The organism is Stenotrophomonas indicatrix, from assembly GCF_002750975.1.
Taxonomy (GTDB): Bacteria; Pseudomonadota; Gammaproteobacteria; order Xanthomonadales; family Xanthomonadaceae; genus Stenotrophomonas; species Stenotrophomonas indicatrix.
Genome location: NZ_PEJS01000002.1, coordinates 175,729 through 202,010, shown reverse-complemented (window position 1 = coordinate 202,010; position 26,282 = coordinate 175,729). Strand labels below are relative to the sequence as shown.

Below are 26,282 nucleotides of genomic sequence, written 5' to 3'. Positions count from 1 at the left end.
CCTCGCCTCAATCCCCGCTCATGGCCGCCACGATGCGCGCGCGCGAAGTTTCCGCGATGCGCCGACGGCCTTCCAGGTCCTGGGTGCCGATCGGCTCCAGGAAATGCACTTCGGTATGCCGCGCCGGCTCACCGAGCAGGCGCAGGAAATTGGCGAAGAAACTCTCGCCCGGGCCGAAGGCCACGATGGTCTGTGCATCCCCGCGCACGCCGTAGATCAGCGCCACCGGCTGCACCGGCACGCTGGTTTCGACGGCGGCCTGGAAGATGCGCGCATGGAACGGGCCAACGTCATGGCCGCCGCGGGTACGCCCTTCCGGGAACACGCCTACCGCCTTGCCGGCGCGCAGGCGGTCGGCCATCACCTGCATCACCCCACCGAGCGATTCGGTGTTGCCACGCTGGTGGAAAATGGTCTGGCCGCGCGCGGCAAGCCAACCGACCACCGGCCAGCTGGCGATCTCGCGCTTGGCGACAAAGCCCATCATGCGCTGGCTGTGCAGGATGGAGATATCGACCCAGCTGACATGGTTGGCGACGAACAGCACTGCGCCCGGCAGCGGCTGGCCGACGCGCGACAGGCGGAAGCCGAAGATCCACATCAGGCCGCCCTGCCACCAGTTCACTACCTTGGCGCCGAAGGTAGCATCGCCCACGCGCAGCTCGCCCCATGGCGGAAGCATGCCGATCAGGATCAGCGGCAGGAACACGGTGATGTGGACCAACAGCAGCGGTACGCGGTACAGGTAACGGCACACACGCGCCACGCCGCCGCGGGGGGCCGGAGTGGGGGAAGTCATCCACGCACGATACCGGAGGGCTGCCATCGCTGCCAGCCGAATTCGGCCATAAGTCTCATTGACGGCGGCCATCGGTGGGGAACGCTGGGTTCCGCCGCCGTCACCGATGCCGCGACGGCTCAACCGTGCCCGGCCGCCACCACGGCCAGGGTCAGCCGCGAGATGCAGACCAGCCGGCCCTGCTCGTCCTCGATGCGGATTTCCCACAGCTGGGTGCTGCGGCCCACGTGCACCGCGCGCGCGGTGCCGGTGACCGTACCCGAACGCACGGCACGTACGTGGTTGGCGTTGATCTCCAGGCCCACGCAGACCTGCTTGGCGGTATCCACGCAGAGGTTGCCGGCGCTGCTGCCGAGGGTTTCGGCCAGCACCACCGAGGCACCACCGTGCAGGATGCCGTACGGCTGGCGGGTGCGCTCATCCACCGGCATGGTCGCCTGCAGCCAGTCCTCGCCAGCGGCGCTGAAGACGATGCCGAGGGTATCGATGGCGGTATTGCGGCTGAGTGCGTTGAGCTGCTCGATGGAAACGGCTTCGCGGAATACCTGGGTCATGCGGCTACCTTCAGAGGATGGGAACGAGGCCGGCGCCGAATGCGGTCAGCATGCGCACCAGCAGCCACTTCGGCCCGACGTTGACCTCGGGGAAGTCGCCCACCGCGACATAGCAGCGGTGGAAATCGGCGCTCTGCCGCGGCAGTGGCTGCGGGCAGTCCGGGCCGGGCTTGAACTCGTAGTCGGTGGCGTAGCGCCACGGCCAGAAGTCGAGGATCGGCAGCGCCTCGGAGGCCTTGCCGACGCTGTAGTTCAGGCCGGACAGGACCGGCGGCTTGGCACGCGGCGCCACCGTCCAGGAGTTCTGCGGGTGGGTATCGCGCAGGATGCTCTGGGCCAGCTGCTCGGCGAAGGCCGGATCGTCGATGATCACCGCGCCTTCGGTGTTGTAGTTCTCGCTGCGCGGATCGAAGTTGTGGGTGCCGACCACGCCGATGCGGCGGTCGACCACCAGCGACTTGGCATGCAATCCCATGCGCGCGCCCTTGCGGGTGACCGGCAGCGGCTTGTTGACCGCCTTGCTGCCCAGGAACGAGGGGCGCGTTTCGGTACGCAGCAGGCGGGTCTCGACTTCGCTGCCGGCAGCACGCCGGCGCGCACGGGCATTCTCATACGCACTGCCGGTACGCGGATGGATCACCCGCGCCGGCCGGTCGTCCACATCCGCAGCGGCCACCGCATCACCACCACTACCGCCACCGGCATTGCTGCCCGCCGCGCTGCCACCGAGCAGCGGATTGCGGCCGGTATCGCTGCCCGGCGCTGCGATCGGGTCGGGCAGCAGGTTGCGGTAATCGACTGGCGCATCCAGCGGGAACGGCTTGAATTCGAAGATGTTGAAGCCCAGCTCGCGCATGTTGCGCCGCTTGTACTTGTAGGACAGCGCATACACGATCGGGTTGTCGGTGGCGGCCAGGCTGTTGCTGGATACCACCACGCGCGGCGGCTGCGGGCGCTTGCGCAGCTCGCGGAACAGCTTCTGTGCCGGCTTGGACAGCACCAGGTAGGGCGTCTGCAGGATCACTTCGTGCTGCGCACTGGAGATCAGTGCGTCCAGCTGCGGCTCGGTGACATGCTGCCCGGCCAGTGGAGCGTCGGCGCGCTCACGCCGGTGCTTGCGCGGCAGATCGGCCACATAGCGCACCGAGGCGACCGGCAGGGCGGTATCCACGAACGAACGGGTGACGAAGGCGACGTCGTTGGCTTCCTCGCTGACCCGCTCCACCCGCTCGGGCCTGCGGAACTGCGCCGGCGGCAGCAGCGGCACGCCCTGCTTGAGCAGGGTACGGCCGACATCGTTCAGGCGCTCGGCCGGCACGCTGCGCTGCGCGCGCCAGAAGGCATCGAAGTTGGCCGCCATCGCGCGTGCTTCGGGGCCGGCGATCAGCACGTCACGGTCGCGGAAGTTGTATTCGCGGTCCCAGTCGTAATAGTCGTCCTGGTAGTTGCGCCCACCGACCACGCCGATCGCATCGTCAACCACCAGCAGCTTGTTGTGCATGCGCTGGTTGAAGCGGCGGAAGCAGCACAGCACGCTGCCGGCATAGTCGAAGTAGTTCAGACGGGCCTTGCCGAAGGTCGGGTTGTAGACCCGCAGCTGGAAGTTCTCGTGGGCACCAGCCAGTGCGCCGAGGATCTGCAGGTCGGAGATCGCCGAAAGCTGGTCGATCAGCAGCCGCACCTTCACCCCGCGCCGCGATGCCGCCAGCAGCTCGTCGATGACCAGGCGGGCGCTGTCGTCCTTGTCGAAGATGTAGGTCTGCAGGTCGATGCTGCGGGTGGCGCTGCGCAGCAGGTTCAGGCGCGCGACCAGCGCACCTTCGCCCTCGTCCAGCAGGGTGGCGTAGTGCCGCGGCTGGTCCGGGGTCGATTCGCTGAACGCCCGGCCGGCCAGCGCCCGCAGGGGTGAGTCCAGTGCGCAGCGGTCGGCCTGCTGGCAATCGACCTGGGTCGAGCGCGCCTGCACGGCAATCGCCTCGGCGCGATCACGCTGGGCATGCGACAGCGACGCGCAGCCGCTGCCCAGCAACACGGTTGCCAGCGCCAATACACGCAGCAAAGGATTCACGGTTTCGGCGCCTCGCTGAGGCGCGCACGCAATACGAAGGTCACTCGGTCACTCAAGGCAAGCTGCCAGCTGTCCATGCCATACCGACCTCGTTGCACGGTACCGCGGCTGACGACGTCGCAATCATAGCCGGGTCGGGCACATTCCGCTTTCTCGACCTTGAGCGTCTCCGGATGGCTGACTCCGCGCAGGGTCAAACGGCCGTCGATACCGCCGCCCTCGGCAACCGTCTCCGGCCAGTACGGCAGCGAGTCGAACTCCACGAAGGGGTAACGGCCGGCATCGAAGAACTCGGGGCCGCGCATCCAGCCGGTATAGCGGTCCTTGCCGGGAATCTCCACGGTGCGGGTGAACATCTTCAGGTGGACCTGGTGGCGGCCATCGGACAGCACCTCGATACGCCCCTCGAAACGGGGGAACACGCCCTCGATGCGCTGGCCGAAGCGGGTGCGGACTTCGAAACCGATCTGCGAGCGCACCACATCCAGCTGCAGCGTACGCGGCGGTTCGGCCACGACCGCCGGCAGCGCGGTCGGTGGCGGTGTGGCGGCCCAGGCCGGGCCGATCGCCAGAACGACTGGCAGCAGACAGCGGCCCGGCAACGCCAACCTCATCGGCTCACGGCCACCAGAAGGCGTTCAGGCTGGCCACGCCCGGCTCGATCGTCGCCTCGCGGGCGAAACCGAGCACGGCCACGCCGCCCGGCGGCATGCCACGGTAATCACTGCTGGTGCCATCGGTCATCAGCGCCACCAGCTGCTCCAGCCCGGGATTGTGGCCGACGATCAGCACCCGATCCAGGTCACGGCGCTCGTCCACCAGCGCGGCCAGGGTGCCGGGGGTCGCCTCGTAGATGCGGTCTTCCAGGCGCTTTTCGACATAGCCGATGGCTGCCATCACCGCTTCCAGGGTTTCGCGGGTCCGCCGCGACGGTGAACACAGCACGCAGTCCGGCAGCAGGTTGTTCTCCTTCAGCCACTTGCCGGCGGCTTCGGCTTCAGCGAGCCCCACCGGCGACAACGGCCGGTCGAGGTCGGCCTGGCCGGTGGTGGCCGGTTCGGCGTGGGCGTGGCGGAGCAGGATCAGTTCGCGCATTGCGGGATTCCAATGAAGGGATGGAGACCTACGGCTGTTACAGCTTCAGCCAGGACAACAGGGGTTCCCAGTCGGCCTGGTGCTCGCGCACCTGGGCGGAGCGGTAATCGAAAAGACTGCGGCCCAGGCCGGTCATGACCACATAGCTCTGGCTGTCGCGCAGCTGGGCGACCACCGGATAGGGCCAGTCAGCCAGCATCTGCAGGGCCTGCTGCGAGGTCTGGGTCCAGGGCTTGGTGCGGTTCAGCACCAGCCCGACCGGCAGCTTGCGGCTGTGCACGCGCGGTACCTGGGCCAGGCTGTTGAGGAAGCCGACGATGGCTTCGATGTCCAGTGCCGAGGGCAGCACCGGCACCACCACGGCATCGGCAGCGTCGAGGAAATGCGGGATATCGTCGGCCAGCGCGCCGGCCGGTGCATCGATCACCACGGTATCGGTACCGTCGGGCAGCTTCTGCGCCCATTGCTTCTTGCGGTACACGTCGATCGGCAGCACCGCGCTTTCCAGCCCGGCCCGGCGCTGTGCCCAGCGGGTGCTGGAGCCCTGCGGGTCGGCATCGGCGATCACCGTGGCCTTGCCTTGCAATGCCGCGTACGCGGCCAGGTGGGTGGCGATGGTGGTCTTGCCCACCCCGCCTTTGGAACCGGCCACCAGGATCGTCTTCATGCCAGCCTCGCTTCCGGGTACGTGCCCCGAGCGTACACCGCCGATGGTGACGGAAGGTAGAGCCGTGCTGAACCAGTGCCCCCGGCCTTTGCTATCGTGGCGCCCCCGAAGGATCGAACCGCCATGAGCGAACTGCAGGACCTGAGCGCGCTGATCCGCGCCAACACGCCGTTGATCGTGGTCGAGACCCAGGATGAGGGTCGCATCGTCGAGCTGTTCCGGCAGACGCTGATGCATGTCTGGCGGGCCCTGCACCGCTGGTCGATCACCGAGGGCCTGCGTCGCATCGACCTGGAGCGCGAGGACGAGCCGGTCGGTCCGCCCGATGCCAGCGCCGCACTGCAGATGATCCGCCAGGCCGACCAGCGCGGCGTGTATCTGCTGCTCGATTTCCACCCCTACCTGGGCTACGCCAGCCACCAGCGTGCCCTGCGCGACCTGATCCAGCGCCGCCACAGCGAACCGCACGTGCTGGTGCTGATCGGCGCCAAGGTGGAACTGCCCGCCGAACTGGAAGCCCTGGCGGTGCGCTTCAACCCGCGCCTGCCCGACGCCAATGCGCTGTTGAAGATGCTGCGCGAGGAAGCCGATGCCTATGCACGCGAACACGGCGGGCGCCGGGTGGAAGTGGACAGCGAAGCGGTCAAGAAGATCCTGAAGAACCTGCAGGGCCTGAGCCTGGTCGATGCGCGGCGCATCGCGCGGCAGCTGATCTATGCCGATGGCGCGCTGCGCGACGACGACCTGCCACAGTTGGCCCGGCTGAAGTTCGAGCTGCTCAACCGCAGCGGCCACCTGTTCTTTGAACATGACAGCGCGCGCTTCGGCGATGTGGCCGGCGCCAACCGGCTCAAGCGCTGGATCAACCAGCGTCGCGTCGCCTTCATCGCCGGCTCGGCACCGGCCGGGCTGGACCCGCCGCGCGGCATGCTGCTGCTGGGCGTGCAGGGCTGCGGCAAGTCGATGCTGGCCAAGGCCACCGCCGCCGGCTTCGGCGTGCCGCTGCTGCGCCTGGACGTGGGCGCGCTGTACAACAAGTACCACGGCGAGACCGAAGCCAACCTGCGCCAGGCACTGGCCTCGGCCGAGCAGCTGGCGCCGTGCGTGCTGTGGATGGATGAGATCGAAAAGGGCCTGGCCACCGGCACCGAGGATGGCGGCGTGTCGCGCCGCGTGCTCGGCTACCTGCTGACCTGGATGGCCGAGCGCAAGGCGCCGGTGTTCATCGTGGCCACCGCCAACCAGGTGCACGAGCTGCCGGCCGAGCTGCTGCGCAAGGGCCGCTTCGACGAGATCTTCTTCGTCGACCTGCCCTCGGCCGATGTGCGCGTGGAACTGCTGCGGCTGCACCTGGGACGGCGCCAGCTCAATGCCGACGACTTCGCGCTGCCGGCACTGGCCGCAGCGGCCAACGGGTTTTCCGGTGCGGAAATCGAGCAGGCGATCGTGGCCGGGCTGTATTCGGCGCATGCCGAAGGCCGGCCGCTGGATACCGAACTGCTGATGGGCGAGATCCGCACGACACGGCCGTTGTCGGTGCTGATGGCCGAGCAGGTGGCGGCGTTGCGGGAATGGGCGTCGGGGCGCACGGTGTCCGCGGACGACTGAAGGTCGCCGCCACCGCGTCCATCCACGCAGGGCGTGGATTCCCTGTCGGTCAGGGTGCGGTGTCTGGGCTCCAGCCAGCGGGCGGGGTCAGCGGCAGACCGTTTTCCTGCAACAGGCGGCTGATGGCTGCCGTCGTGCCTTCGCGCGCGGCGCGCTGCAGGTAGCCGGCGGGCAGCCCCCGCCGCCGCGCACTCAGCTGTTGCCACTGCAGCCAGTCAAGTGCGCGCTGGGCATCAGGATCGGCGGGCACCAGCCGCAGTGCCAGTTCCTGCAGACCCAGATCGCCACTGGCTGTCATCTGCGTGGCCAGCCTCCTGCACGTTGCGCTGTGCTGTGCCTGCCCGCACAGCGCAATGCCGGCGAAGTCCCACAAGGTGCGTTCCTCCAGCGACCCCAGTAGGGCGTCTTCGACGATCTGCCGCGGGCTGCGGTCCGCCTCCTCCAGCGGCGTGTCGGACAACGACACCCCTGCCAGCGCCTGCAGCTGCATCGCCAGCAGCCGCCGCGTCCCATCACCGAACGGTTGCCGTTCCGCGGCGGCGCGCAGCTGCTGTGTCGCCATGCCGACTTCTTCCAACCGCCAGGCCACCTGCACCGCCTGCCACGCGCCCTCGCCGTTGTCCTGATCGTCCGCACGCTGCGCCTCCAGCAGTGCCGGCAACAGCCCGGCACCTGTGGGCGCAGCCGTGGGCAAGCCAAGATTGCGACCGACGGGGTCACCGCAGGTGAGCGTGCCCTGGCACAGCCGCAACAGGCGGTGGCGGTGGAAGCGGTGCGCTGGCGCGGCCTGCCAGGCGTCCAGGAAAACCGGCGTGAGTGCATCGGCATCGGTCAGGCGCTGGCCGTCGGCCTGTACGCCCAATGCCAGCGACAACTCGGCCCCCTGCCAGCGCTCGGCCGGGACATCGCTGGCCTGCAGGGCGGCGATGCGGGTGACGACCGGCTGCAGCCAGTCCGGCACGGACCGGTCCTGAGCATTCAGTCCCCCTGGCAGCAGCAGCGACAGGAACAACAGCAAGGTAGCGCGTTGGCGCATCCGGAGCTCATGGCAGCGAAGGGCCAACCATTGTAGGCCCCCTTGCACGCCGCCAGCGGCCGGCCGCTGTCAGGGCCAGGCTGGAGGTGCGGCCGCCCAGGCCTGCTGTACTTCACCCAGCGTGGCACGCTCGTCGTCGCGCCATTGCGGCAACAGCTGCGCGTAATGACTGCTGTCGCGCCATTGCCCCGGCTCGGTCCGTACGGCGGCGGCATACCACTTCACCGCCTCCTGCTGCTGGCCGGCCCGCCACAGCGCCAACGCATAGCTCGGCGGTACCCAGCCCGGATTGCTGCGCAGGGTGCTGGCAGCGGCCTGCCACTGTTCCAGCGCGGCCAGCGCCTGGCCCTGCCGCAACAGGTCCCAGCCATAGTTCCAGCGTACGCTGCGGCCCAGCGCGCTCTGCACCGGCGCCTCGGCCAGTGCCTCGCGATAGAGCTTGTCGCCCAGTTCCGCGCGCCCCTGCGCGATGGCCACCGACGCCAGCTGCGCCGTGGCTTCCAGCCCCTTGCGGCCACGCTCGCGATGCTTCAGCAGCTGTGCCACCAGGTCTTCGCCTTCACCCTGCACCACCGTGATCGGCGCGGCAGCGGCGTCGCTGTCGAAATAGAACTCCTGCGGTGCCGGCAATGCCGGCGCGGCCCACACAGTGGCCGCTCCCGAAACCAGCAACACGCCGGCCAGGAACTGTCCTGCAACTGACATCCCAATTCCCCCAAGGTTGAAACACCAACCCTCCCTCTCTCTCCCCGATCCTAACCCCAGCACGGCCCCCGGCGCGAGTGCCGGGGGCCCTGGCCCCCCACTGTTACAATTCGCGCCTTTCCCGCCGCGTGCACCTGCGCGGCCGGTGCCAGCCGATCCTGACAGGCCAGCCATGACCAGTACCGCGCAACTCACCTCGCCCGCTTCCGCCGACCGGCTCGACCGTGATTACACGCTCGACCACAAGTACACCCGCAACGAAGGGCGGATCTACCTGAGTGGCGTGCAGGCGCTGGTGCGGCTGCCGCTGATGCAGCGCCTGCGCGACGAAGCTGCGGGCATCGACAGCGCCGGTTTCATCAGTGGCTATCGCGGCAGCCCGCTGGGCGGCTTCGACCTGGAACTGTGGCGCGCGCGCAAGCACCTGGAAACGGCCAAGGTGAAGTTCACCCCGGGCCTCAACGAGGACCTGGGCGCCACCATGGTGTGGGGTACCCAGCAGACCAATCTCTTCCCCGGTGCCAACGTGCAGGGCGTGTTCGGCATGTGGTACGGCAAGGGCCCGGGCGTGGACCGCTGCGGCGACGTGTTCAAGCACGCCAACGCCGCCGGCACGTCGCGCCATGGCGGTGTGCTGGCACTGGCCGCCGATGACCATGCCTGCCGCAGCTCGACCCTGCCGCATGGCAGCGAAGACGAATTCGTCAGCGCGATGATGCCGGTGCTGAACCCGGCCGGCGTGCAGGACATCCTCGACATGGGCCTGCTCGGCTGGGCGATGAGCCGTTACACCGGGCGTTGGGTCGGCTTCAAGACGATCGCCGAGACGGTGGAATCGTCGGCCTCGGTCGAGGTTGATCCGCTGGCCCGGCGCATCGTGCTGCCGGAGGACTTCGACATGCCCGCCGGCGGCCTCAACATCCGCTGGCCCGATCCGCCGCTGGACCAGGAGATGCGCCTGCACCGCTATGCGGTGAAAGCCGCGCAGGCCTTCGCGCGTGCCAACGGCATCGACAAGGTGGTGATGGACGCGCCGCGTGCGCGGCTGGGCATCGTCACCACCGGCAAGAGCTACCTGGACGTGCTGCAGGCACTGGAATACCTGGGCCTGGACGAGCAGGCCTGCGCCGACATCGGCATCCGCGTGTACAAGGTCGGCATGACCTGGCCGCTGGAACCGGAAGGCATCGCGCGCTTTGCGCAGGGCCTGGAAGACATCATCGTGGTGGAGGAGAAGCGTGCCTTCATCGAGCGCCAGATGAAGGAGCAGTTCTTCAACTGGCCGGCCAGCTGGGGCCAGCGCCCGTCCATCGTCGGCAAGTACGACGAGGCCGGCGAGTGGATCCTGCCGTCCACCGGCGAACTGACCCCGGCCACCATCGCCGGCGTGATCGGTCGCCGCATCCAGAAGTTCTTCAACAACGAATCCATCGAGCAGCGCCTGCAGTGGATGCAGGAGAAGGAAGCCGAGCTTGCGTTGCCGCGCGCCAGCTTCCCGCGCGTGCCGCACTACTGCTCCGGCTGCCCGCACAACACCTCCACCACCGTGCCGGACGGCTCGCGTGCGCTGGCCGGCATCGGTTGCCATTACATGGTGACCTGGATGGACCGCAGCACCGACACCTTCACCCACATGGGTGGCGAAGGCGTGACGTGGGCCGGGCAGGCAGCGTTCACCGACACCCAGCACGTGTTCCAGAACCTGGGCGACGGCACCTATTTCCATAGCGGTTCGCTGGCCATCCGCCAGGCGATCGCCGCCGGCGTCAACATCACCTACAAGATCCTCTACAACGACGCGGTGGCGATGACCGGCGGGCAGCCGGTGGACGGCCCGTTGAGCGTGCCGGACATCGCAAAGCAGATGCGGGCCGAGGGCATCCACACCATCATGGTGTTGTCGGACAACATCGCCAAGTGGACGCGCCAGCGCGAGCATTTCCCCAGCGACGTGGAATTCCACGACCGCAGCGAGCTGGATGCGGTGCAGAAGCGCCTGCGCGAAGTGAAGGGTGTTTCGATCCTGATCTACGAACAGACCTGCGCCACCGAGAAGCGCCGCCGCCGCAAGCGCGGCAAGCTGGAAGACCCGGCCAAGCGGGTGATGATCAATTCGCTGGTCTGCGAAGGCTGCGGCGACTGCGGCAAGAAGAGTTTCTGCGTGTCGGTGCTGCCGAAGGAGACCGAGTTCGGTCGCAAGCGCGACATCGACCAGTCCAACTGCAACAAGGACTATTCCTGCGTCAACGGCTTCTGCCCGAGCTTCGTCACCGTGCACGGTGGGCAACCGCGCAAGGGCAGCAAGCGCGATGCCTCCACGCTGCTGGACAACCTGCCGGCACCGGTGGTGCGCGGCACCCTGGAGCAACCCTGGAACATCCTGATCACCGGCGTTGGCGGTACCGGCGTGGTGACCATCGGCGCCCTGCTGGGCATGGCCGGTCACCTTGAAGGCAAGGGCGCCTCGGTGCTCGACCAGACCGGCCTGGCGCAGAAGGGTGGCGCAGTGACCACGCACATCCGCATCGCCCGCCGCCCGGACGACATCCATGCGGTGCGCATCGCCGCTGGTGAAGCCGATCTGGTGCTGGGCTGCGACATGGTGGTGGTCAACGACTACTGGGCACTGTCGAAGGTACGCGCCGGCCGTTCGCAGGTGGTGCTCAATACCTACGAAGCGATGCCGGGCACCTTCACCACCCGCCCGGACATGCAGTTCCCCGCCGCCGACATCATCGCCGGCGTGCGCGTGGCCCTGGGTGGCGAGGAGCCGCTGCTGCTGGACGCAACCGAGCTGGCCACCGCGCTGCTCGGCGATGCGATCGCCGCCAACCTGTTCATCCTCGGCTACGCCTGGCAGCAGGGCCTGGTGCCGCTGTCGTTCGAGTCGCTGATGCGCGCCATCGAACTCAACGGCGCGGCCGTGGCGATGAACCAGCAGGCCTTCGCCTGGGGCCGCCTGGCCGCGGTCGATCCGCAGGCCGTGCAGCAGGCCGCCGGCCTGGTGCGCAACCGCCACACCGACACCGAGAACACGCCGGGCCCGCTGCATGCGCTGCCGCCGGGCGAATGGGAAGGCAACGAGTGGGGCGCTACCGCCGCACCGCGCAACACCGGTGACGAGCGCGAGCTGCGCGGGCTGCCGACGCACGGTGGCGATGTCGCCTTCCTGCCGCTGGACGATGCGCGCCTGTCGCGCTCGCTGGACGAGATGATCGAGCGCCGCTCGGCCTTCCTGACCGACTACCAGGATGCGGCCTACGCCAACCGCTACCGCAGCCTGGTCGAGCGCGTACGCGCGGCCGAAGCCGAGCGCATCGGCGGCTCCACCGCGTTGACCGAAACCGTGGCCCGCTACCTGTTCAAGCTGATGGCGTACAAGGACGAGTACGAAGTGGCGCGCCTGTACACCAGCGGCGACTTCCAGCGGCGCCTGCAGCAGCAGTTCGAAGGCGATTACCAGCTGCGCTTCCATCTGGCACCGCCGCTGTTCGCCAAGAAGGACGAACAGGGCCGGCTGCAGAAGAAGGAATACGGCCCGTGGATGTTCAAGGCGTTCGGCCTGCTGGCGAAGCTGAAGTTCCTGCGCGGTGGTCGCCTGGATGTGTTCGGCCGCACCGAAGAGCGTCGCATGGAGCGCCAGCTTATCACCGATTACGAGGCGACCGTGCAGCAGCTGATCGACGGACTGGATGACGACCGCCTGGCACTGGCGGTGGAGATTGCCAGCGTGCCCGAGCACATCCGCGGCTTCGGCCACGTCAAGGAAGCGCACTTCGAGAAGGCCAAGGCCCGCGAAGCGGTGCTGCTGGCGCAGTGGCGCAACCCGAAGGCGCTGCATATCGTGCAGGTGGCGTAATAGCGGCAGGTGGTAGTGCCGGCCGCTGGCCGGCATCTGCCCTTCCCGGACAATGTGTTGCCGGCCAGCGGCCGGCACTACCGGTAGTTGCCGGCCAGCGGCCGGCACTACCGGTGATTCACCCCAACCGCCACAGCAGCAGGCGGTTGTTGGCCGGCATCGCCACATCCCCCAGGCGGGTAAAGCCGTTGTCGGCGGCCAGCGCCTGCACCGCTTCGCTATCGCGGATGCCGCTGCGCGGATCACGCGCCTTCAGCCACGCATCGAACTGCGCATTGCTGTCGCTGGTGTAGCGACCGCCGTAGTTGAACGGGCCGTACACCGCCAGCAACGCGCCGTGGCGCAGCAGGGGTGGCAGTGCGGCAAACAACGCCTGCACGTGCTCCCAGCTCATGATGTGCAGGGTATTGGCACTGAATGCAGCGTCGAACGTGCTGCCTTCCGGCAAGCTCAGGCCGGGCGCTGGCGGCAGCTCCACCTGCAGCGCCACCGGTGGCAGCAGGTTCAGCAGCGCTGCCTCCGCGCGCCAGGCCTCGATGCCGGGCAGATGATCCGGATGGTCGCTGGGCTGCCAGCGCAGCCATGGCCAGCGCTCGGCGAAGAAAGCGGCATGCTGGCCGGTGCCGCTACCGATCTCCAGCACCCGGTGGCGATCTCCCATCCACGGGTCGAGCGCAGCGGCGATCGGTTCGCGGTTGCGTTCGCAGGCTTCTGAATACGGCTTGCTCGACATCGAGACGGCGTCCAGGCGGGGTCGGCTTCATTGTGCACGAGGGGGGTGTTGCTCGGCAGGGCTGCGCCCTGCACCTGCAGAGGCCGCGGCAACTGCCGGAGCAACAGCAGAAGCTGGCTTCCTGCGGGATGGCGGGGTGGGTCCGGTGGCGGGGGACGCCGTAAACCCGTCCTTGGGGGCTTGGCCGCGGCATCCATGCCGCGGACACCCCCGCCACCGGACCCATCCCGCCTTCGACAGTTTTCCGCGATCTGCTGGAACGGCTCTTGGGGTCGGCTCTTGGGGTCAGATCCGTTTTCCTGCGGAAAACGGATCTGACCCCAGATTTATTTCGATACCTGACAGATGTGTCGACCAAGGTCGACACCTACCAACAGCCGCGGAGATCTGTCAGAGGTGGGGCGGTGTCGGAGTGCGGGGTGTCAGCCGCATGGATGCGGCTGCCAAGCCTCCATGGACGGATTCACGGCGTCCCCGCACTCCGACACCGCCCCGCCCACCCACGGAATGCCCGCTTTTGACGTTGACGTTGCTGCTGAGGTTGCCGGCCAGCGGCCGGCACTACAACAGGTGCAGGGCTGCAAGCCCTGCCGAAACCCTCCCCGACCATGACTGCAGTCACTTGCCCGAATGTCCGCCGCTGGCGAAAGTCGAGGAGTTGACGTGATCGGATCGGTCCTTTGCCGGCCGCACGGAAGTGAGAGAGAGACGCTGTGCAACGACGTGAGTTCCTGGCATTTTCCGCTCTGGGCCTGGCGGGCCTGGCCCTGCCGCATTCGCGGCTGATCGCCGCCGAGCAGTTGCTGGCCCCGGTCGACCCGGCCAAGCGCCGGCGCCTGGCCGAGGTCGCCCTCGCTGCCGCGCGTTCGGCCAAGGCCAGCTACTGCGACGTGCGCATCGGGCGCTACCTCAACCAGTCGGTGATCACCCGCGAGCACCAGGTCGGCAACGTGACCAACCGCGAATCGTCCGGTGTGGGCGTGCGGGTGATCGTCAACGGTGCGTGGGGTTTCGCCGCCACCCACCAGCAGACCGAAGCGGCGGTGCGCACCGCCGTCGAACAGGCCACCGCCATCGCCCGCGCCAATGCCAGCATCCAGTCCCGCCCGGTGCAGCTGGCGCCCACCTCGGCGGTCGGCGAGGTGCGTTGGCAGACACCCATCCGCCGCAATGCGATGGAAGTGCCGATCCAGGACAAGGTCGAGCTGCTGCTGGCGCTCAATGCGGCCGCACTGAATGCGGGTGCCGACTACATCAATTCCACCCTGTTCCTGGTCAACGAGCAGAAGTACTTCGCTTCCAGCGACGGCTCGTTCATCGACCAGGACATCCACCGTATCTGGCTGCCGTTCACCGCCACCGCCATCGACAAGGCCAGCGGCAAGTTCCGCACCCGCGCCGGCCTGTCCTCGCCGATGGGCATGGGCTACGAGTTCCTTGATGGCGATGCACGCGGCAAGGTGCAGCTGCCCGGTGGCATCACTGCGTACCGTGATTCCTATGACCCGGTCGAGGACGCCATCGCAGCCGCCCGCCAAGCGCGCGAGAAGCTGAAGGCGCCCTCGGTGAAGCCCGGCAAGTACGACCTGGTGCTGGATCCGTCCAACCTGTTCCTCACCATCCACGAGAATGTCGGCCACCCGCTGGAACTGGACCGCGTGCTCGGCTACGAGGCCAACTACGCCGGCACCAGCTTCGCCACCCTGGACAAGCGCGATGCCGGTTTCCGCTGGGGCAGCGACATCGTCACCTTCTTCGCCGACAAGACCCAGCCGGGCAGCCTCGGCGCGGTCGGCTACGACGACGAAGGGGTGAAGACCCAGCGCTGGGACCTGGTGCGCGACGGCATCCTGGTCGACTACCAGGCGACGCGCGATGAGGCCCACATCCTCGGCCGCGACGCCTCGCATGGCTGCAGCTATGCCGACTCGTGGTCCAGCGTGCAGTTCCAGCGCATGGCCAATGTCTCGCTGGCGCCGGGCAGGACGCCGCTCAGCGTGGAGGACATGATCAAGGACGTGGAGAACGGCATATACATCCATGGCCGCGGCTCGTACTCCATCGACCAGCAGCGCTACAACGCGCAGTTTGGCGGCCAGCTGTACTACCAGATCAGGAACGGAAAGATCACCGGCATGGTCGAGGATGCGGCCTACCAGATCCGCACGCCGGAGTTCTGGAACGCCTGCACCGCCATCTGCGATGAACGCGACTTCCGTCTTGGCGGTTCGTTCTTCGACGGCAAGGGCCAGCCCGGCCAGGTGTCGGCGGTCTCGCACGGTTCGTCCACCACCCGTTTCAACGGCATCAACATCATCAACACCGCGCGCAGTCTCGGCGCTTGAGCCACCCGTCCTTCATGGAGAGCAGCCTTGCACAGACGTGACTTCCTGGCCCTGACCGGGCTTACCGCTGGCGGCCTGATCGTGCCGTCGTTCTTCGGCAAGGCGATCGCCGCCGAGCAGCTGCAGTCCAGCCTCGACCCTGCGCTGAAGAAGCGCCTGGCCGACGCCGCCCTGCAGGCCGCGCGCAGCGCCGGCGCCACCTACTGCGACGTGCGCATCGGCCGCTACCTGCGGCAGTTCGTGATCACCCGCGAGGACAAGGTGCAGAACGTGGTCAACACCGAGTCCACCGGTGTGGGCATCCGCGTGATCGTCAACGGCGCCTGGGGCTTTGCCGCCACCAATGCGCTCAGCACCGCCGACGTGGCCCGTGCCGCGCAGCAGGCCGCGGCGATCGCCAAGGCCAACGCGGGCGTGCAGACCGCGCCGGTGCAGCTGGCCAAGGCGCCGGGCGTGGGCGAGGTCAGCTGGAAGACGCCGATCCGCAAGAATGCGATGGAGGTGCCGATCAAGGAGAAGGTCGACCTGCTGCTGGACGTCAACGCCGCGGCGATGGGCGCCGGCGCCAGCTTCGTCAACTCGATGCTGTTCCTGGTGAACGAGCAGAAGTACTTCGCCTCCACCGACGGTTCCTACATCGACCAGGACGTGCACCGCATCTGGGCACCGATGACGATCACCGCCATCGACAAGGCCAGCGGCAAGTTCCGCACCCGCGAAGGCCTGTCCGCACCGATGGGCCTAGGCTACGAGTACCTCGATGGCGCGGCTGCCGGCAAGGTGCTCACGCCCAATGGCGTGGTCAACTACAGCTCGTCCTACGACATGAAGGAAGATGCCATCGCGGCGGCCAAGCAGGCGCAGGAGAAGCTGAAGGCGCCGTCGGTGAAGCCCGGCAAGTACGACCTGATCCTGGATCCGTCGCACACCTGGCTGACCATCCACGAGTCGATCGGCCACCCGCTGGAGCTGGACCGCGTGCTCGGCTACGAAGCCAACTACGCCGGCACCAGCTTCGCCACCCTGGACAAGCGCGAGCAGCATTTCCAGTACGGCAGCGAGCACGTGAACATCTTTGCCGACAAGACCCAGCCGGGCAGCCTCGGCGCGGTCGCGTACGACGATGAAGGCGTGAAGTGCAAGCGCTGGGACCTGATCAGCAACGGCAAGCTGGTCGACTACCAGACCATCCGCGACCAGGCCCACATCCTCGGCAAGACCGAATCCGATGGCTGCTGCTATGCCGACTCGTGGTCCAGCGTGCAGTTCCAGCGCATGGCCAACGTGTCGATGGCGCCGGGCAAGTCGCCGCTGAGCGTGTCGGACATGATCAAGGACGTGGAGAACGGTATCTACATCATCGGGGATGGTTCGTTCTCGATCGACCAGCAGCGCTACAACGCGCAGTTCGGCGGCCAGCTGTTCTACGAGATCAAGAACGGAAAGATCACCCGCATGCTCGAAGACGTGGCCTACCAGATCCGCACCCCGGAATTCTGGAATGCCTGCAGTGCCGTGGCCGATGAACGCGACTACCGCCTGGGCGGTTCGTTCTTCGATGGCAAGGGCCAGCCCGGCCAGGTTTCGGCGGTCTCGCACGGTTCGTCCACCGCGCGCTTCAACGGCATCAACGTCATCAACACCGCACGCAGCCTCGGCTGACCGGTCAGGAGCCCTTACACCATGAGTATCTTCACCGAAGCCCAGGCCAAGGCCATCCTCGACAAGGTCATCGCCCTGTCCAAGGCCGATGAGTGCACGGCCGTACTGGCCGGTTCCATCAACGGCAACATCCGTTTCGCCCTGAACAACGTGTCCACCAGCGGCATCGTCGACAACACCGAACTGGCCGTCACCGTGGCCTTCGGCAAGCGCGTGGGTACCGCCTCGATCAACGAGTTCGACGACGCGGCGCTGCAGCGCGTGGTGCGTCGCGCCGAAGACCTGGCCCGCCTGGCCCCGGAAAACCCGGAGTTCATGCCGGCCATCGGCAAGCAGACCTACCGCCCCAGCCCGACCTTCAGCGAATCCACCGCCGCCATCGATCCGGCCTTCCGCGCCAAGGTCGCCGCCGATTCGATCGCGCCGTGCCGTGGCAACGGGCTGATCGCTGCAGGCTTCCTCGAAGACGGCCAGGGCTTCTACGCCACGGCCAACAGCAACGGCAACTTCGGCTACCAGCGCACCACCAACTTTGACTACACCTGCACCGTGCGCACCGAAGACGGCCGTGGTTCGGGCTGGGTGGGTCGCAACCTGAAGGACGCTGCCGACTTCAAGGCCGACCAGGACATCCGCATCGCCATGCGCAAGGCGACCGAGTCGCAGGAAGCCAAGGCACTGGAACCCGGCAAGTACACGGTGATCCTGGAGCCGGCAGCAGCCGCCGGCCTGATCAGCTTCATGATGAACTTCTTCAGCGCACGCTCGGCCGATGAAGGGCGCAGCTTCCTGTCGAAGAAAGGCGGTGGCAACAAGCTGGGCGAGCAGGTCTACGATCCGCGCGTGAACATGCATGCCGACCCGTGGCACCCGGACGCGCCGGTGCTGCCGTGGGACAACGAGGGCATGCCGCGTGAGCGCATCGCCATCATCGAGAACGGCAAGGTCGCCAACCTCGACTACTCGCGCTTCTGGGCACAGAAGCAGGGCAAGACCGCCAAGGCCACGCCCGGCAACCTGCTGATGAGCGGTGGCGAGAAGAGCACCGCCGAACTGGTGCGCGGCACCCAGAAGGGCATCCTGGTCACCCGTACCTGGTACATCCGCATGGTCGATCCGCAGACCGTGCTGCTGACCGGCCTGACCCGCGATGGCACCTTCTACATCGAGAACGGGCAGATCAAGCATCCGGTGAAGAACTTCCGCTTCAACGAATCGCCGGTGATCATGCTCAACAACATCGAAGAGCTGGGCAAGCCGGTGCGCGTGGCCGGTGACGAGTCCAACTTCGTGATGATGATTCCGCCGATGAAGCTGCGCGATTTCACCTTTACTTCGTTGTCCGACGCGGTCTGATGGATCGACGGGCCTGCCTGCGCTGGTTGGCCGCTGCCGCTTCGGCGGCGGCGCTGCCAGCATGGGCGCAGGCAGGCCCGCGCAGTTCGCGCTACGACTTCTGGTTCACCCGCCTGCAGTACGACTCCGGCGACTGGGACGTGGACGCGCGCATGCCGTCCAACCTGATCACCTCGCTGATCGACTACACCTCCCTGCGGGTGGACCCGCAGGAACGCGTGGTGGCGTTGGCCGACCCACGCATGCTGGAGGCGCCGTTCTGCTACCTGGCCGGGCACACCCTGGTCGAGTTCAACGCCGCCGAACGGCAGAACTTCGTGCGCTACGTGCGCAACGGTGGCTTCGTCTTCGTCGACGACTGCAACCACGATATCGACGGTCTGTTCGCCACCTCGTTCGAAGCGCAGATGGGCCGGCTGTTCGGGCCGAAGGCGCTGCAGAAACTGCCCAACAGCCACGCGCTGTACCGCAGCTTCTTCCGCTTCCCCGACGGCCCGCCCGCGACCAGCTTCGAGCTCAACGGCTGGGGCGATGACCTGGTGCACGACTACCTGAAAGGCATCGAGGTCGATGGCCGGCTCGGTCTGCTCTACAGCAACAAGGACTACGGCTGCGAGTGGGACTACGACTGGCGCAACAAGCGTTTCCTGGCCGAAGACAACACCCGCTTCGGCGTCAACATCGTGATGTACGCATTGAACAATTGAACGGACCACGCCCATGACCTCCCCCGACCTCGATTCCCTGCTGCCGCGCCTGCATGCGCTGCGCAGCGCCCTGGCCCACGCCGTGGTCGGCCAGCACACCGTGGTCGAGCAGCTGCTGATCGGCCTGCTGGCCGGTGGCCACTGCCTGCTGGAAGGCGCGCCGGGGCTGGGCAAGACCCTGCTGGTGCGCTCGCTGGGGCAGGCACTGGAACTGCAGTTCCGGCGCGTGCAGTTCACCCCCGACCTGATGCCCAGCGACATCCTGGGCACCGAACTGCTGGAAGAAGACCATGGCACCGGTCATCGCCATTTCCGCTTCCAGCAGGGCCCGATCTTCACCAACCTGCTGCTGGCCGACGAGCTCAACCGCACCCCGCCCAAGACCCAGGCGGCGCTGCTGGAAGCGATGCAGGAGCGTACGGTCAGCTACGCCGGCACGACCTACACATTGCCGGCGCCGTTCTTCGTGCTGGCCACGCAGAATCCGATCGAACAGGCCGGTACCTACCCCTTGCCCGAAGCACAGCTGGACCGCTTCCTGCTGCATGTGCTGGTCGATTACCCCAGCGAGGAAGAAGAGCGGCAGATCCTCGAACAGACCACCGGCGGTGCCGCGGAAAGCGTGCCGAAGGTGATGGATGCCGAAGCGGTGATCGCGCTGCAGGCGGCGGTGCGCCAGGTGCATGTCAGTCCCGACGTGCTGGCCTGGATCACCCGCCTGGTCCGCGCCAGCCGCCCCGGCGATGGCGCACCAGCGGCGATCAACCAGTGGGTGAAATGGGGCGCGGGTCCGCGTGCCGGGCAGTCGCTGGTACTGGCCGCCAAGGCGCGCGCACTGCTGCAGGGACGCTTCGCCGCCACGCGCGAGGATGTGCAGGCGCTGGCGGCACCGGTGATGCGCCATCGCCTGCTGCTGTCCTTTGCCGCCGAAGCCGAGCAGAAGCGGGCCGACGATGTGGTCGCCGCACTGCTGCAGGCCGTTCCCTTCCCGGGTTGATCCACTGGTGACCGCAGGCACGCCGCTGCTGCTGCCACCCGACCTGCGTGCGCGCCTGCGTGCGCTGCGCCTGCGGCCACGCCTGGCCAGCGGTGCGAGTGGCATCGGCCAGCATGCCAGCCGCAGCCGCGGCGCCGGCCTGGAATTCGCCCAGTACCGCGCCTACGAGCCCGGTGACGAACTGCGCCAGATCGACTGGAAGCTGTATGCGCGCTCGGACCGCTTCTTCGTGCGCGAATCCGAGCGCGAAAGCCCGATCACTGTCTGGCTGCTGCTCGATGCCACGGCCTCGGCGGGCCAGTCCGACCGTACAGCGCCAGGACGCAGCCGCCTGGATCACATGCGGCAGCTGGCTGCCTGCGTGGTCGAGCTGGCGCTGCAGCAGGGTGATCGCTTCGGCCTGCTGGCGATCAACGGCGAAGGCCTGCAGCTGGTGCCGGCCGCGCATGGCGCGCGCCAGCGCGACCGCGTGCATCTGCAGCTGCATGCCCTGCAGGCGCGCGGCGCATGGCCGGCCGCAGAGCGGCTGCGACCGCTGTGGGAGCGCGTGCGCCCCGGCGATCTGCTGCTGGCCATCGGCGATGGCTTCGACGACGCGGGCATCGTGCTGCTGGAGCAGTTGGCCAGCGCCCGCCGCGAGGTGATGCTGCTGCAGGTGCTGACGGCCGACGAGCGCGATTTCCCCTTCGACGCAGGCCATCGTTTCCGCGATCCGGAAACGGGCGATGAACTTCTCGGCGATGGCGCTGCGATCCGCGCCGACTACCTGCAGCGCTTCACCCAGGCGCGCGCCGCGCTGCAGTCGCGCCTTCAGGCCAGTGGCATCGCCTGCGCGACCGGTTGGCTGGATCAGCCGCTGGACCAGCCGCTGCAGGCGCTGTTCGGCCGCAGGGGCGGCGCATGAGCCTGCTGTTCCCGCTGGGCCTGGCGGCGCTGGCCGCATGGCTGCTGCCACTGCTGATCCACCTCGCCCGCCGTCATCCCTACACGCCGCTGGATTTCGCTGCGCTGCGCTGGCTGCGCGCCCAGGTGCGACCGCGCCAGCGCATCCGCTTCGATGATTGGCCGCTGTTGCTGGTGCGCCTGCTGTTGCTGGCCGCACTGGCCCTGCTGCTGGCGCGCCCGGCGCTGACCGGTCCTGCGCCCGTGCCGGCAGCGTGGACGGTGGTGGCACCGGGCCTGGACGCGACCGCGCTGCGCGGCAGCACCGATGCGCGCAACTGGCATTGGCTGGCGCCGGGCTTTCCCACCATCGACCAGCCCGCGCCGGCAGACACTGCTGCCCTGCCCAGCCTGCTGCGCGAGCTGGACGCGCAGTTGCCGGCCGGCACCGCGCTGACCGTACACGTACCCGACCCCTTGCCCGGCCTTGACGGTGCCCGCCTGCAGCTGTCGCGCGAGGTGCAGTGGCAGCCGCACGCGCTGGCCATCACCGCGCCGCCACACGCTTCCCCGGCACCACGCCTGCGTACGCGCAGCGATGCACCGGCCGCTGCGCTGCAATGGCTGGGCGCGTTGCAGCGCGCGTGGAGCACGCAACCATTGGCGGCCCCCCTGGCCGACGACGCCTTGCCTGCCCGCGGCGAGATCGGCGTATGGACCGCCACCGATGCGCTGCCTGGCACCTGGCAGCGCTGGCTGCAGCAGGGCGGCACGGTGCTGACCGCTGCGAAACCGCCAGCGGGTGCACCCGTACTGCTGCGCGATGCAGACAATGCACCGCTGCTGTGGCAGCAGCGCATCGGCCAGGGCCGCCTGCTGCATCTGCCCGGCGAATGGAACGTGGCCCGCAACAGTGCACTGCGCGATGACGGCCTGCCGCGCGACCTGCTGCAGGCCCTGCAACCGCCATCAACGCCGCGGCTGGGAGATGCGCAGGACCAGGCACCACGCCAGGCGCCCCTGCCTGCCGCAACGTCGCCCGTGCGCGAACCCACCGCCTGGCTGCTGCTGGTGATCGTGCTGCTGTTCGCGCTTGAGCGCTGGATGGCGAGCAGCGCGCGACGCAGGGCTGCACCATGAAGGCGCTGCAACAGGCATGGCAGCGCGCACGTCGGCGCCGCGCGGCGATCACCCTGCTGCTGGGCCTGCCGTGGGCGCTGGCGTCAGCGGCACTCGCGCTGCGCGTGTCCGGTTTCGATATCGCCTGCGTCGTGGCAACCGTGGCCCTGCTGATCATTGCGGCCGCAGCGACGATGCGCGCCCGGCAGCTGGACCGACGCTGGTTGCAGCGCAGGCTCGATGCCAGTGGTGCCAGCGAAGACAGCGCCGATCTGCTGTTTGCCGATGGCGCTGCGCTCAACCCACTGCAGCAGCGCCAGCGCACGCACGTGCTGGCTGCGCTTGAACACAACCTCCCCGAGCTGCGACCACGCTGGCCACGCAGGGCAGTGGCGCTGTGCTGGATTGGCGGCATCGCCGTCGCTGTGCTGGCACTGGGCTGGCCGCACAGCGGCGCACCGCGCCCAACGGCGCCTGCCTCGCCGCAAAGCAGCGCCAAGGCCGGTCCATTGCGCCTGCAGTCCACTCGACTGCGCATCGACGCACCGGCCTACACCGGCCAACCCACGCGTACGCAGAACGCACTCGACGCCAAGGTCGCCGCCGACAGTCGCCTGTCCTGGTCACTGCGCTTCGACCGTGCACCCAGCAACGCCTGGCTGCAGTTCCACGACGGTCGACGCCTTCCGTTGCGCGAGCGCAATGGTGAATGGCAGGCGCAGGACGTAGCGCGTACCCCGGTGCTGTATCGCGTGGTCAGCGAACCGGCGCTGGCCGAAACCCGCCTGCATCGGCTCGACGTGGTCGCCGACCGTGCGCCGACGGTGCGCGTGATCGAGCCTGCCACCAGCCTGGTGCTGGGCACCCCCGGGCAACGGCAGTGGACGCTGCGCTTCGAGGCCGGCGACGATCATGGCGTCTCCGCGCGGGCGACGCTGTCGATCACCATCACCCAGGGCAGCGGCGAGAACATCACCTTCGTGCGCCGCAGCGTGACGCTCAGCGGCAGCGGCGAGGTGAAGGCACGGCGCTTTGCCCATACCCTTGATCTGGCCGCGCTGGGCGCACAGCCCGGCAACGATGTGATCGCCCAGCTGGAAGTGCGCGACAACCACGCGCCGGCAGCACAGGTCGGCCGCAGCAGCAGCGTGATCCTGCGCCTGCCCAGCGCCGAGGCCGTGCTCGGTGCCGAACTGGAAGGCCGCATCAAGAAGACCCTGCCCGCGTACTTCCGCAGCCAGCGGCAGATCATCATCGACGCCGAGGCGTTGATCCGCGAACGCCGGAGCGTAGCCGCCGATACCTTCGTCAAGCGCAGCGATGCGATCGGCGTCGACCAGCGCATCCTGCGCCTGCGCTACGGCCAGTTCCTGGGCGAAGAAAGCGAGGGCGCGCCGAAGCCACCGCCGACCAGCGACCTGCCCACCAGCGATTCGCCGGCGGCAGACGCACACGATGACGATCATGAGCACGGTCACGGCGCCGAGGCCGGCGCACACGACGAGCACGGCCACGACCACGGTGGCGCAGCCAGCGGCAATGACACGCCGCCGGTGTTCGGCAGCGCCACCGACGTGCTGTCCGAGTACGGGCATACCCACGACCACGCCGAGGCGGCGACGCTGCTTGACCCGCAGACACGCGCCACCTTGAAGGCCGCGCTGGACCAGATGTGGTCGGCCGAAGGCGAGCTGCGCCAGGGCCGCCCCGAGCAGGCCCTGCCGTTTGCCTACAAAGCGCTGGCGTTCATCAAGCAGGTGCAGCAGGCCGAGCGCATCTATCTGGCGCGCGTCGGCCCGGAGCTGCCGCCGATCGACGAGAGCCGGCGCCTGGGCGGCGACCGTGCCGGGCTGGCCAGCCGCGACCTGCCGCTGGCCGCGCGCACGCCGCCCGATCCGGCCGTCGTCGAGGCCTGGCAGCGATTGGGCGACGAGGACGGCACGCCCGATCTGGACATGCTGGCCGCCTGGCAGCAGCGCAACAACGCCTTCCTGCCCGATGCACTGGACCTGGCTGCCGCCATCGAACAACTACGCATCGACCCCGGCTGCACCGAGTGCCGGCAGCGCCTGCGCGCGCAGCTGTGGCGTGCACTGCAGCGGCCACTGCCGCAGGTGATGCGACGCCGTGCGGCCGATGCCATGGGGCAGCGCTACCTCGATGCGCTGGAAGCACAGCCATGAGCACATCGGCATTGAACGTGTGGGTCGCAGTGGCGCTGGCGCTGATCGTGCTGGTCGCCAGTGCGCGCCAGCTGCGTTCGCCCACGCAGAGGCGCGGCCGTCTTATCGCCGTGCTCACGCTGCAGGCGGCCGCCGCTGCGCTGCTGTATGTCTGCCTGGTGCCGCCCTCACAGCGCGCTTCCCTGGCCGGCCTGGTGGTGATCGGCGCCGGGGCCGACAAGACCGGTGCACTGCCCACCGGCGACACCCGGGTGCTGCTGCCGGAAGCAACCGATATGGCCGGTGCAGCGCGCGTGCCGGACCTGGCCACCGCACTGCGCCGCTATCCGTCCTCCACGGTGACACTGATCGGTGCCGGCCTGGCCGCGCGTGACCGCGATGCCGCACTGCCCGCTGACACGCGCTGGCAGGCACCCTCTGCAGCCAACGGCTGGATCGCCCTGCAGCCGCCCGTGGACACCGCTCCCGGTGCGCGCTTCGACGTACACGCACAGGCACGCGGCGTAGACCGAGCGCAGGCCGAACTGCTGGACCCGGCCGGTGCCGTGGTCGATCGTGCAACGCTGGCAGAGGATGGCCGTGTACAGCTCAGCGGCATCGCCCGCGCCGAGGGCCGCAGCGTGTTCCAGCTGCGCCTGCTGGATGCGCAGGGCCATGTGGCCGACAGCGTGCCGGTGCCCCAGCAGACCCTGGCCGCCGCTCCGCTGCGCGTGCTGGTGCGCTCGGCTGCCCCCGGCGCCGAACTGAAGTACCTGCGCCGCTGGGCCACCGATGCCGGCATCCGCGTGCAGGTGCAGGCCGAGACCGGCGCAGGCCTCAGCCTGGGCGACGGCAACGTGGCGTTGGACGCCTCCACGCTGGCGCGCAGCGATCTGCTGCTGCTCGACGAACGCAGCCTGGCTGCGCTCGGTGCCGCTCAGCTGGCGGCCGTGCGCCAGGCCCTGCGCGATGGCCTGGGCCTGCTGGTGCGCAGTACCGGCGCGCCATCAGCCAGCGCACGGCAACGCCTGCGCGATCTCGGCCTGCCCGTGCAGGGCGATGCCAGCAGCCAGGTTGCGGCAATGCCCGGCGAGGGTGACGCAACGATGCTGCAGGCACGTCGCGGGCCACTTGCCGCCGGCACCCTGCCCACCGCTGATGGCGAAGACGCCGACCGCGCGTCGCACGCCGCGGCGCTGCCAGCGCTGGAGTACCTGGCGCTGCAGGCAGCCGACAGCCGCCCCCTGCTGCAGGATCGCGACGGCAAGCCCATCGGTGGGTGGCGCGCCGTTGGCAAGGGGCGCATCGGGCTGCTGCCGATCACGGACAGCTGGCGCTGGGTACTGGCCGGTCGCGAGGATCGCCACGGTGAGTTGTGGAGCACGGTGTTCGCCTCCCTCGCTCGCGCGCAGCCCGGTACCGAAGGACCGTGGTCGGCACAGGCACTGGCCTGGGCGGGCGAACGGCAGTCGCTGTGCGGCGTGCAGGCACCGCTGCGGGCCTTCGACGGACGCGGCGATGGCATGCCGCTGATCGTCGACAGCACCACCAGCACAGCACGATGCGCGGGCTGGTGGCCGCGCCAGGCCGGTTGGCAGCGCCTGCAGCACGGCGACCGCACGCAGTGGCGCTACGTGTTCGATCCGAAGCAGGCCCCTGCCCTGCACCGGCAGGCGATGATGGATGCCACCGCGCAGCGGCTGGCCACTGCGGCGCCAGCAACCGCGCAGGCGAGCCAGCGTGTACCAGGGCCGCGCTGGCCGTGGTGGCTGGCGTTCGTGCTGTGCGCATCGCTGCTCTGGTGGCTTGAGCGCCGACGCTGATCCCGGGGTTGGATCCCTTTCGCCTGCGAAAGGGCCCTGACCCCACCGTTTGGATCGCGAACACCATCCACGCATGGCGTGGATCTACTGATGCCGTGCAGGGTA

Annotated in this window: 20 protein-coding genes; 11 read left to right on the top strand and 9 right to left on the bottom strand. The window is 68.4% G+C overall.

The window, feature by feature from the left end:
* Positions 1 to 7: 7 nt before the first annotated feature.
* The 6 genes from CR918_RS19865 to CR918_RS19840 form a co-directional block, all read right to left on the bottom strand.
* Complete coding sequence (locus CR918_RS19865) at positions 8 to 799, bottom strand: lysophospholipid acyltransferase family protein (RefSeq protein WP_025875984.1); 792 nt, start codon at positions 797 to 799, stop codon at positions 8 to 10.
* A gap of 119 nt (positions 800 to 918) precedes the next feature.
* The gene (locus tag CR918_RS19860) at positions 919 to 1,353 is read right to left on the bottom strand and encodes a hotdog fold thioesterase (protein WP_025875986.1); all 435 of its coding nucleotides are present in this window, start codon (positions 1,351 to 1,353) and stop codon (positions 919 to 921) included.
* 10 nt (positions 1,354 to 1,363) lie between these two features.
* Positions 1,364 to 3,421, bottom strand: coding sequence for a phospholipase D family protein (locus tag CR918_RS19855; RefSeq protein ID WP_025875988.1), 2,058 nt, complete (start codon positions 3,419 to 3,421; stop codon positions 1,364 to 1,366).
* Positions 3,418 to 4,035: a YceI family protein gene (locus CR918_RS19850; RefSeq protein ID WP_033832699.1), complete on the bottom strand. Its 618-nt coding sequence runs from the start codon at positions 4,033 to 4,035 to the stop codon at positions 3,418 to 3,420. The genes CR918_RS19855 and CR918_RS19850 overlap by 4 nt, the downstream gene beginning before the upstream one ends.
* 4 nt (positions 4,036 to 4,039) lie before the next feature.
* The gene (locus CR918_RS19845; RefSeq protein WP_032977995.1) at positions 4,040 to 4,516 is read right to left on the bottom strand and encodes a SixA phosphatase family protein; all 477 of its coding nucleotides are present in this window, start codon (positions 4,514 to 4,516) and stop codon (positions 4,040 to 4,042) included.
* Between the two features lie 37 nt (positions 4,517 to 4,553).
* The gene (locus CR918_RS19840) at positions 4,554 to 5,183 is read right to left on the bottom strand and encodes a ParA family protein (RefSeq protein WP_025875994.1); all 630 of its coding nucleotides are present in this window, start codon (positions 5,181 to 5,183) and stop codon (positions 4,554 to 4,556) included.
* 123 nt (positions 5,184 to 5,306) lie between these two features.
* Here CR918_RS19840 and CR918_RS19835 point away from each other — a divergent pair, with 123 nt between their 5' ends.
* Complete coding sequence (locus CR918_RS19835) at positions 5,307 to 6,791, top strand: AAA family ATPase (protein WP_025875996.1); 1,485 nt, start codon at positions 5,307 to 5,309, stop codon at positions 6,789 to 6,791.
* A 49-nt stretch (positions 6,792 to 6,840) separates the two neighbouring features.
* Here the strand turns inward: CR918_RS19835 and CR918_RS19830 are convergent, their stop codons facing one another.
* Positions 6,841 to 7,827 carry a hypothetical protein gene (locus tag CR918_RS19830; protein WP_059063136.1) on the bottom strand — a complete coding sequence of 329 codons (987 nt, stop codon included), beginning with the start codon at positions 7,825 to 7,827 and terminating at the stop codon, positions 6,841 to 6,843.
* Positions 7,828 to 7,896: 69 nt separating this feature from the next.
* Positions 7,897 to 8,532 carry a tetratricopeptide repeat protein gene (locus CR918_RS19825; protein WP_025875998.1) on the bottom strand — a complete coding sequence of 212 codons (636 nt, stop codon included), beginning with the start codon at positions 8,530 to 8,532 and terminating at the stop codon, positions 7,897 to 7,899.
* Between the two features lie 172 nt (positions 8,533 to 8,704).
* On the opposite strand from CR918_RS19825, the gene CR918_RS19820 reads away from it, so the two are divergent.
* Positions 8,705 to 12,391 carry an indolepyruvate ferredoxin oxidoreductase family protein gene (locus CR918_RS19820; protein WP_099844585.1) on the top strand — a complete coding sequence of 1,229 codons (3,687 nt, stop codon included), beginning with the start codon at positions 8,705 to 8,707 and terminating at the stop codon, positions 12,389 to 12,391.
* Positions 12,392 to 12,509: 118 nt separating this feature from the next.
* Here CR918_RS19820 and CR918_RS19815 read toward each other — a convergent pair whose 3' ends face one another.
* The gene (locus tag CR918_RS19815; RefSeq protein WP_032977984.1) at positions 12,510 to 13,124 is read right to left on the bottom strand and encodes a DUF938 domain-containing protein; all 615 of its coding nucleotides are present in this window, start codon (positions 13,122 to 13,124) and stop codon (positions 12,510 to 12,512) included.
* 713 nt (positions 13,125 to 13,837) lie between these two features.
* Between CR918_RS19815 and CR918_RS19805 the strand changes: the two genes are divergently transcribed.
* The 9 genes from CR918_RS19805 to CR918_RS19765 are packed head-to-tail and all read left to right on the top strand — an operon-like array spanning position 13,838 to position 26,177.
* A complete protein-coding gene (locus CR918_RS19805; protein WP_165780926.1) occupies positions 13,838 to 15,469 on the top strand; it encodes a TldD/PmbA family protein in 1,632 nt (543 codons plus the stop codon).
* Between the two features lie 27 nt (positions 15,470 to 15,496).
* On the top strand, positions 15,497 to 17,131 hold the full coding sequence (locus CR918_RS19800; protein WP_093820231.1) for a TldD/PmbA family protein: 1,635 nt from the start codon (positions 15,497 to 15,499) through the stop codon (positions 17,129 to 17,131).
* 21 nt (positions 17,132 to 17,152) lie between these two features.
* Complete coding sequence (locus CR918_RS19795) at positions 17,153 to 18,487, top strand: TldD/PmbA family protein (protein ID WP_025876012.1); 1,335 nt, start codon at positions 17,153 to 17,155, stop codon at positions 18,485 to 18,487.
* Positions 18,487 to 19,194 (top strand): DUF4159 domain-containing protein, encoded by a 708-nt coding sequence (locus CR918_RS19790; protein WP_025876014.1) that lies wholly within the window; start codon positions 18,487 to 18,489, stop codon positions 19,192 to 19,194. Before CR918_RS19795 ends, CR918_RS19790 begins: the two co-directional genes overlap by 1 nt.
* A 13-nt stretch (positions 19,195 to 19,207) precedes the next feature.
* A complete protein-coding gene (locus tag CR918_RS19785) occupies positions 19,208 to 20,191 on the top strand; it encodes an AAA family ATPase (RefSeq protein WP_099844583.1) in 984 nt (327 codons plus the stop codon).
* A gap of 7 nt (positions 20,192 to 20,198) precedes the next feature.
* Complete coding sequence (locus CR918_RS19780) at positions 20,199 to 21,095, top strand: DUF58 domain-containing protein (RefSeq protein WP_099844581.1); 897 nt, start codon at positions 20,199 to 20,201, stop codon at positions 21,093 to 21,095.
* The gene (locus CR918_RS19775; RefSeq protein WP_099844579.1) at positions 21,092 to 22,213 is read left to right on the top strand and encodes a BatA domain-containing protein; all 1,122 of its coding nucleotides are present in this window, start codon (positions 21,092 to 21,094) and stop codon (positions 22,211 to 22,213) included. Before CR918_RS19780 ends, CR918_RS19775 begins: the two co-directional genes overlap by 4 nt.
* Positions 22,210 to 24,375, top strand: coding sequence for a hypothetical protein (locus CR918_RS19770; RefSeq protein ID WP_099844576.1), 2,166 nt, complete (start codon positions 22,210 to 22,212; stop codon positions 24,373 to 24,375). Before CR918_RS19775 ends, CR918_RS19770 begins: the two co-directional genes overlap by 4 nt.
* A complete protein-coding gene (locus CR918_RS19765; protein WP_099844574.1) occupies positions 24,372 to 26,177 on the top strand; it encodes a hypothetical protein in 1,806 nt (601 codons plus the stop codon). The genes CR918_RS19770 and CR918_RS19765 overlap by 4 nt, the downstream gene beginning before the upstream one ends.
* Positions 26,178 to 26,282 lie beyond the last annotated feature (105 nt).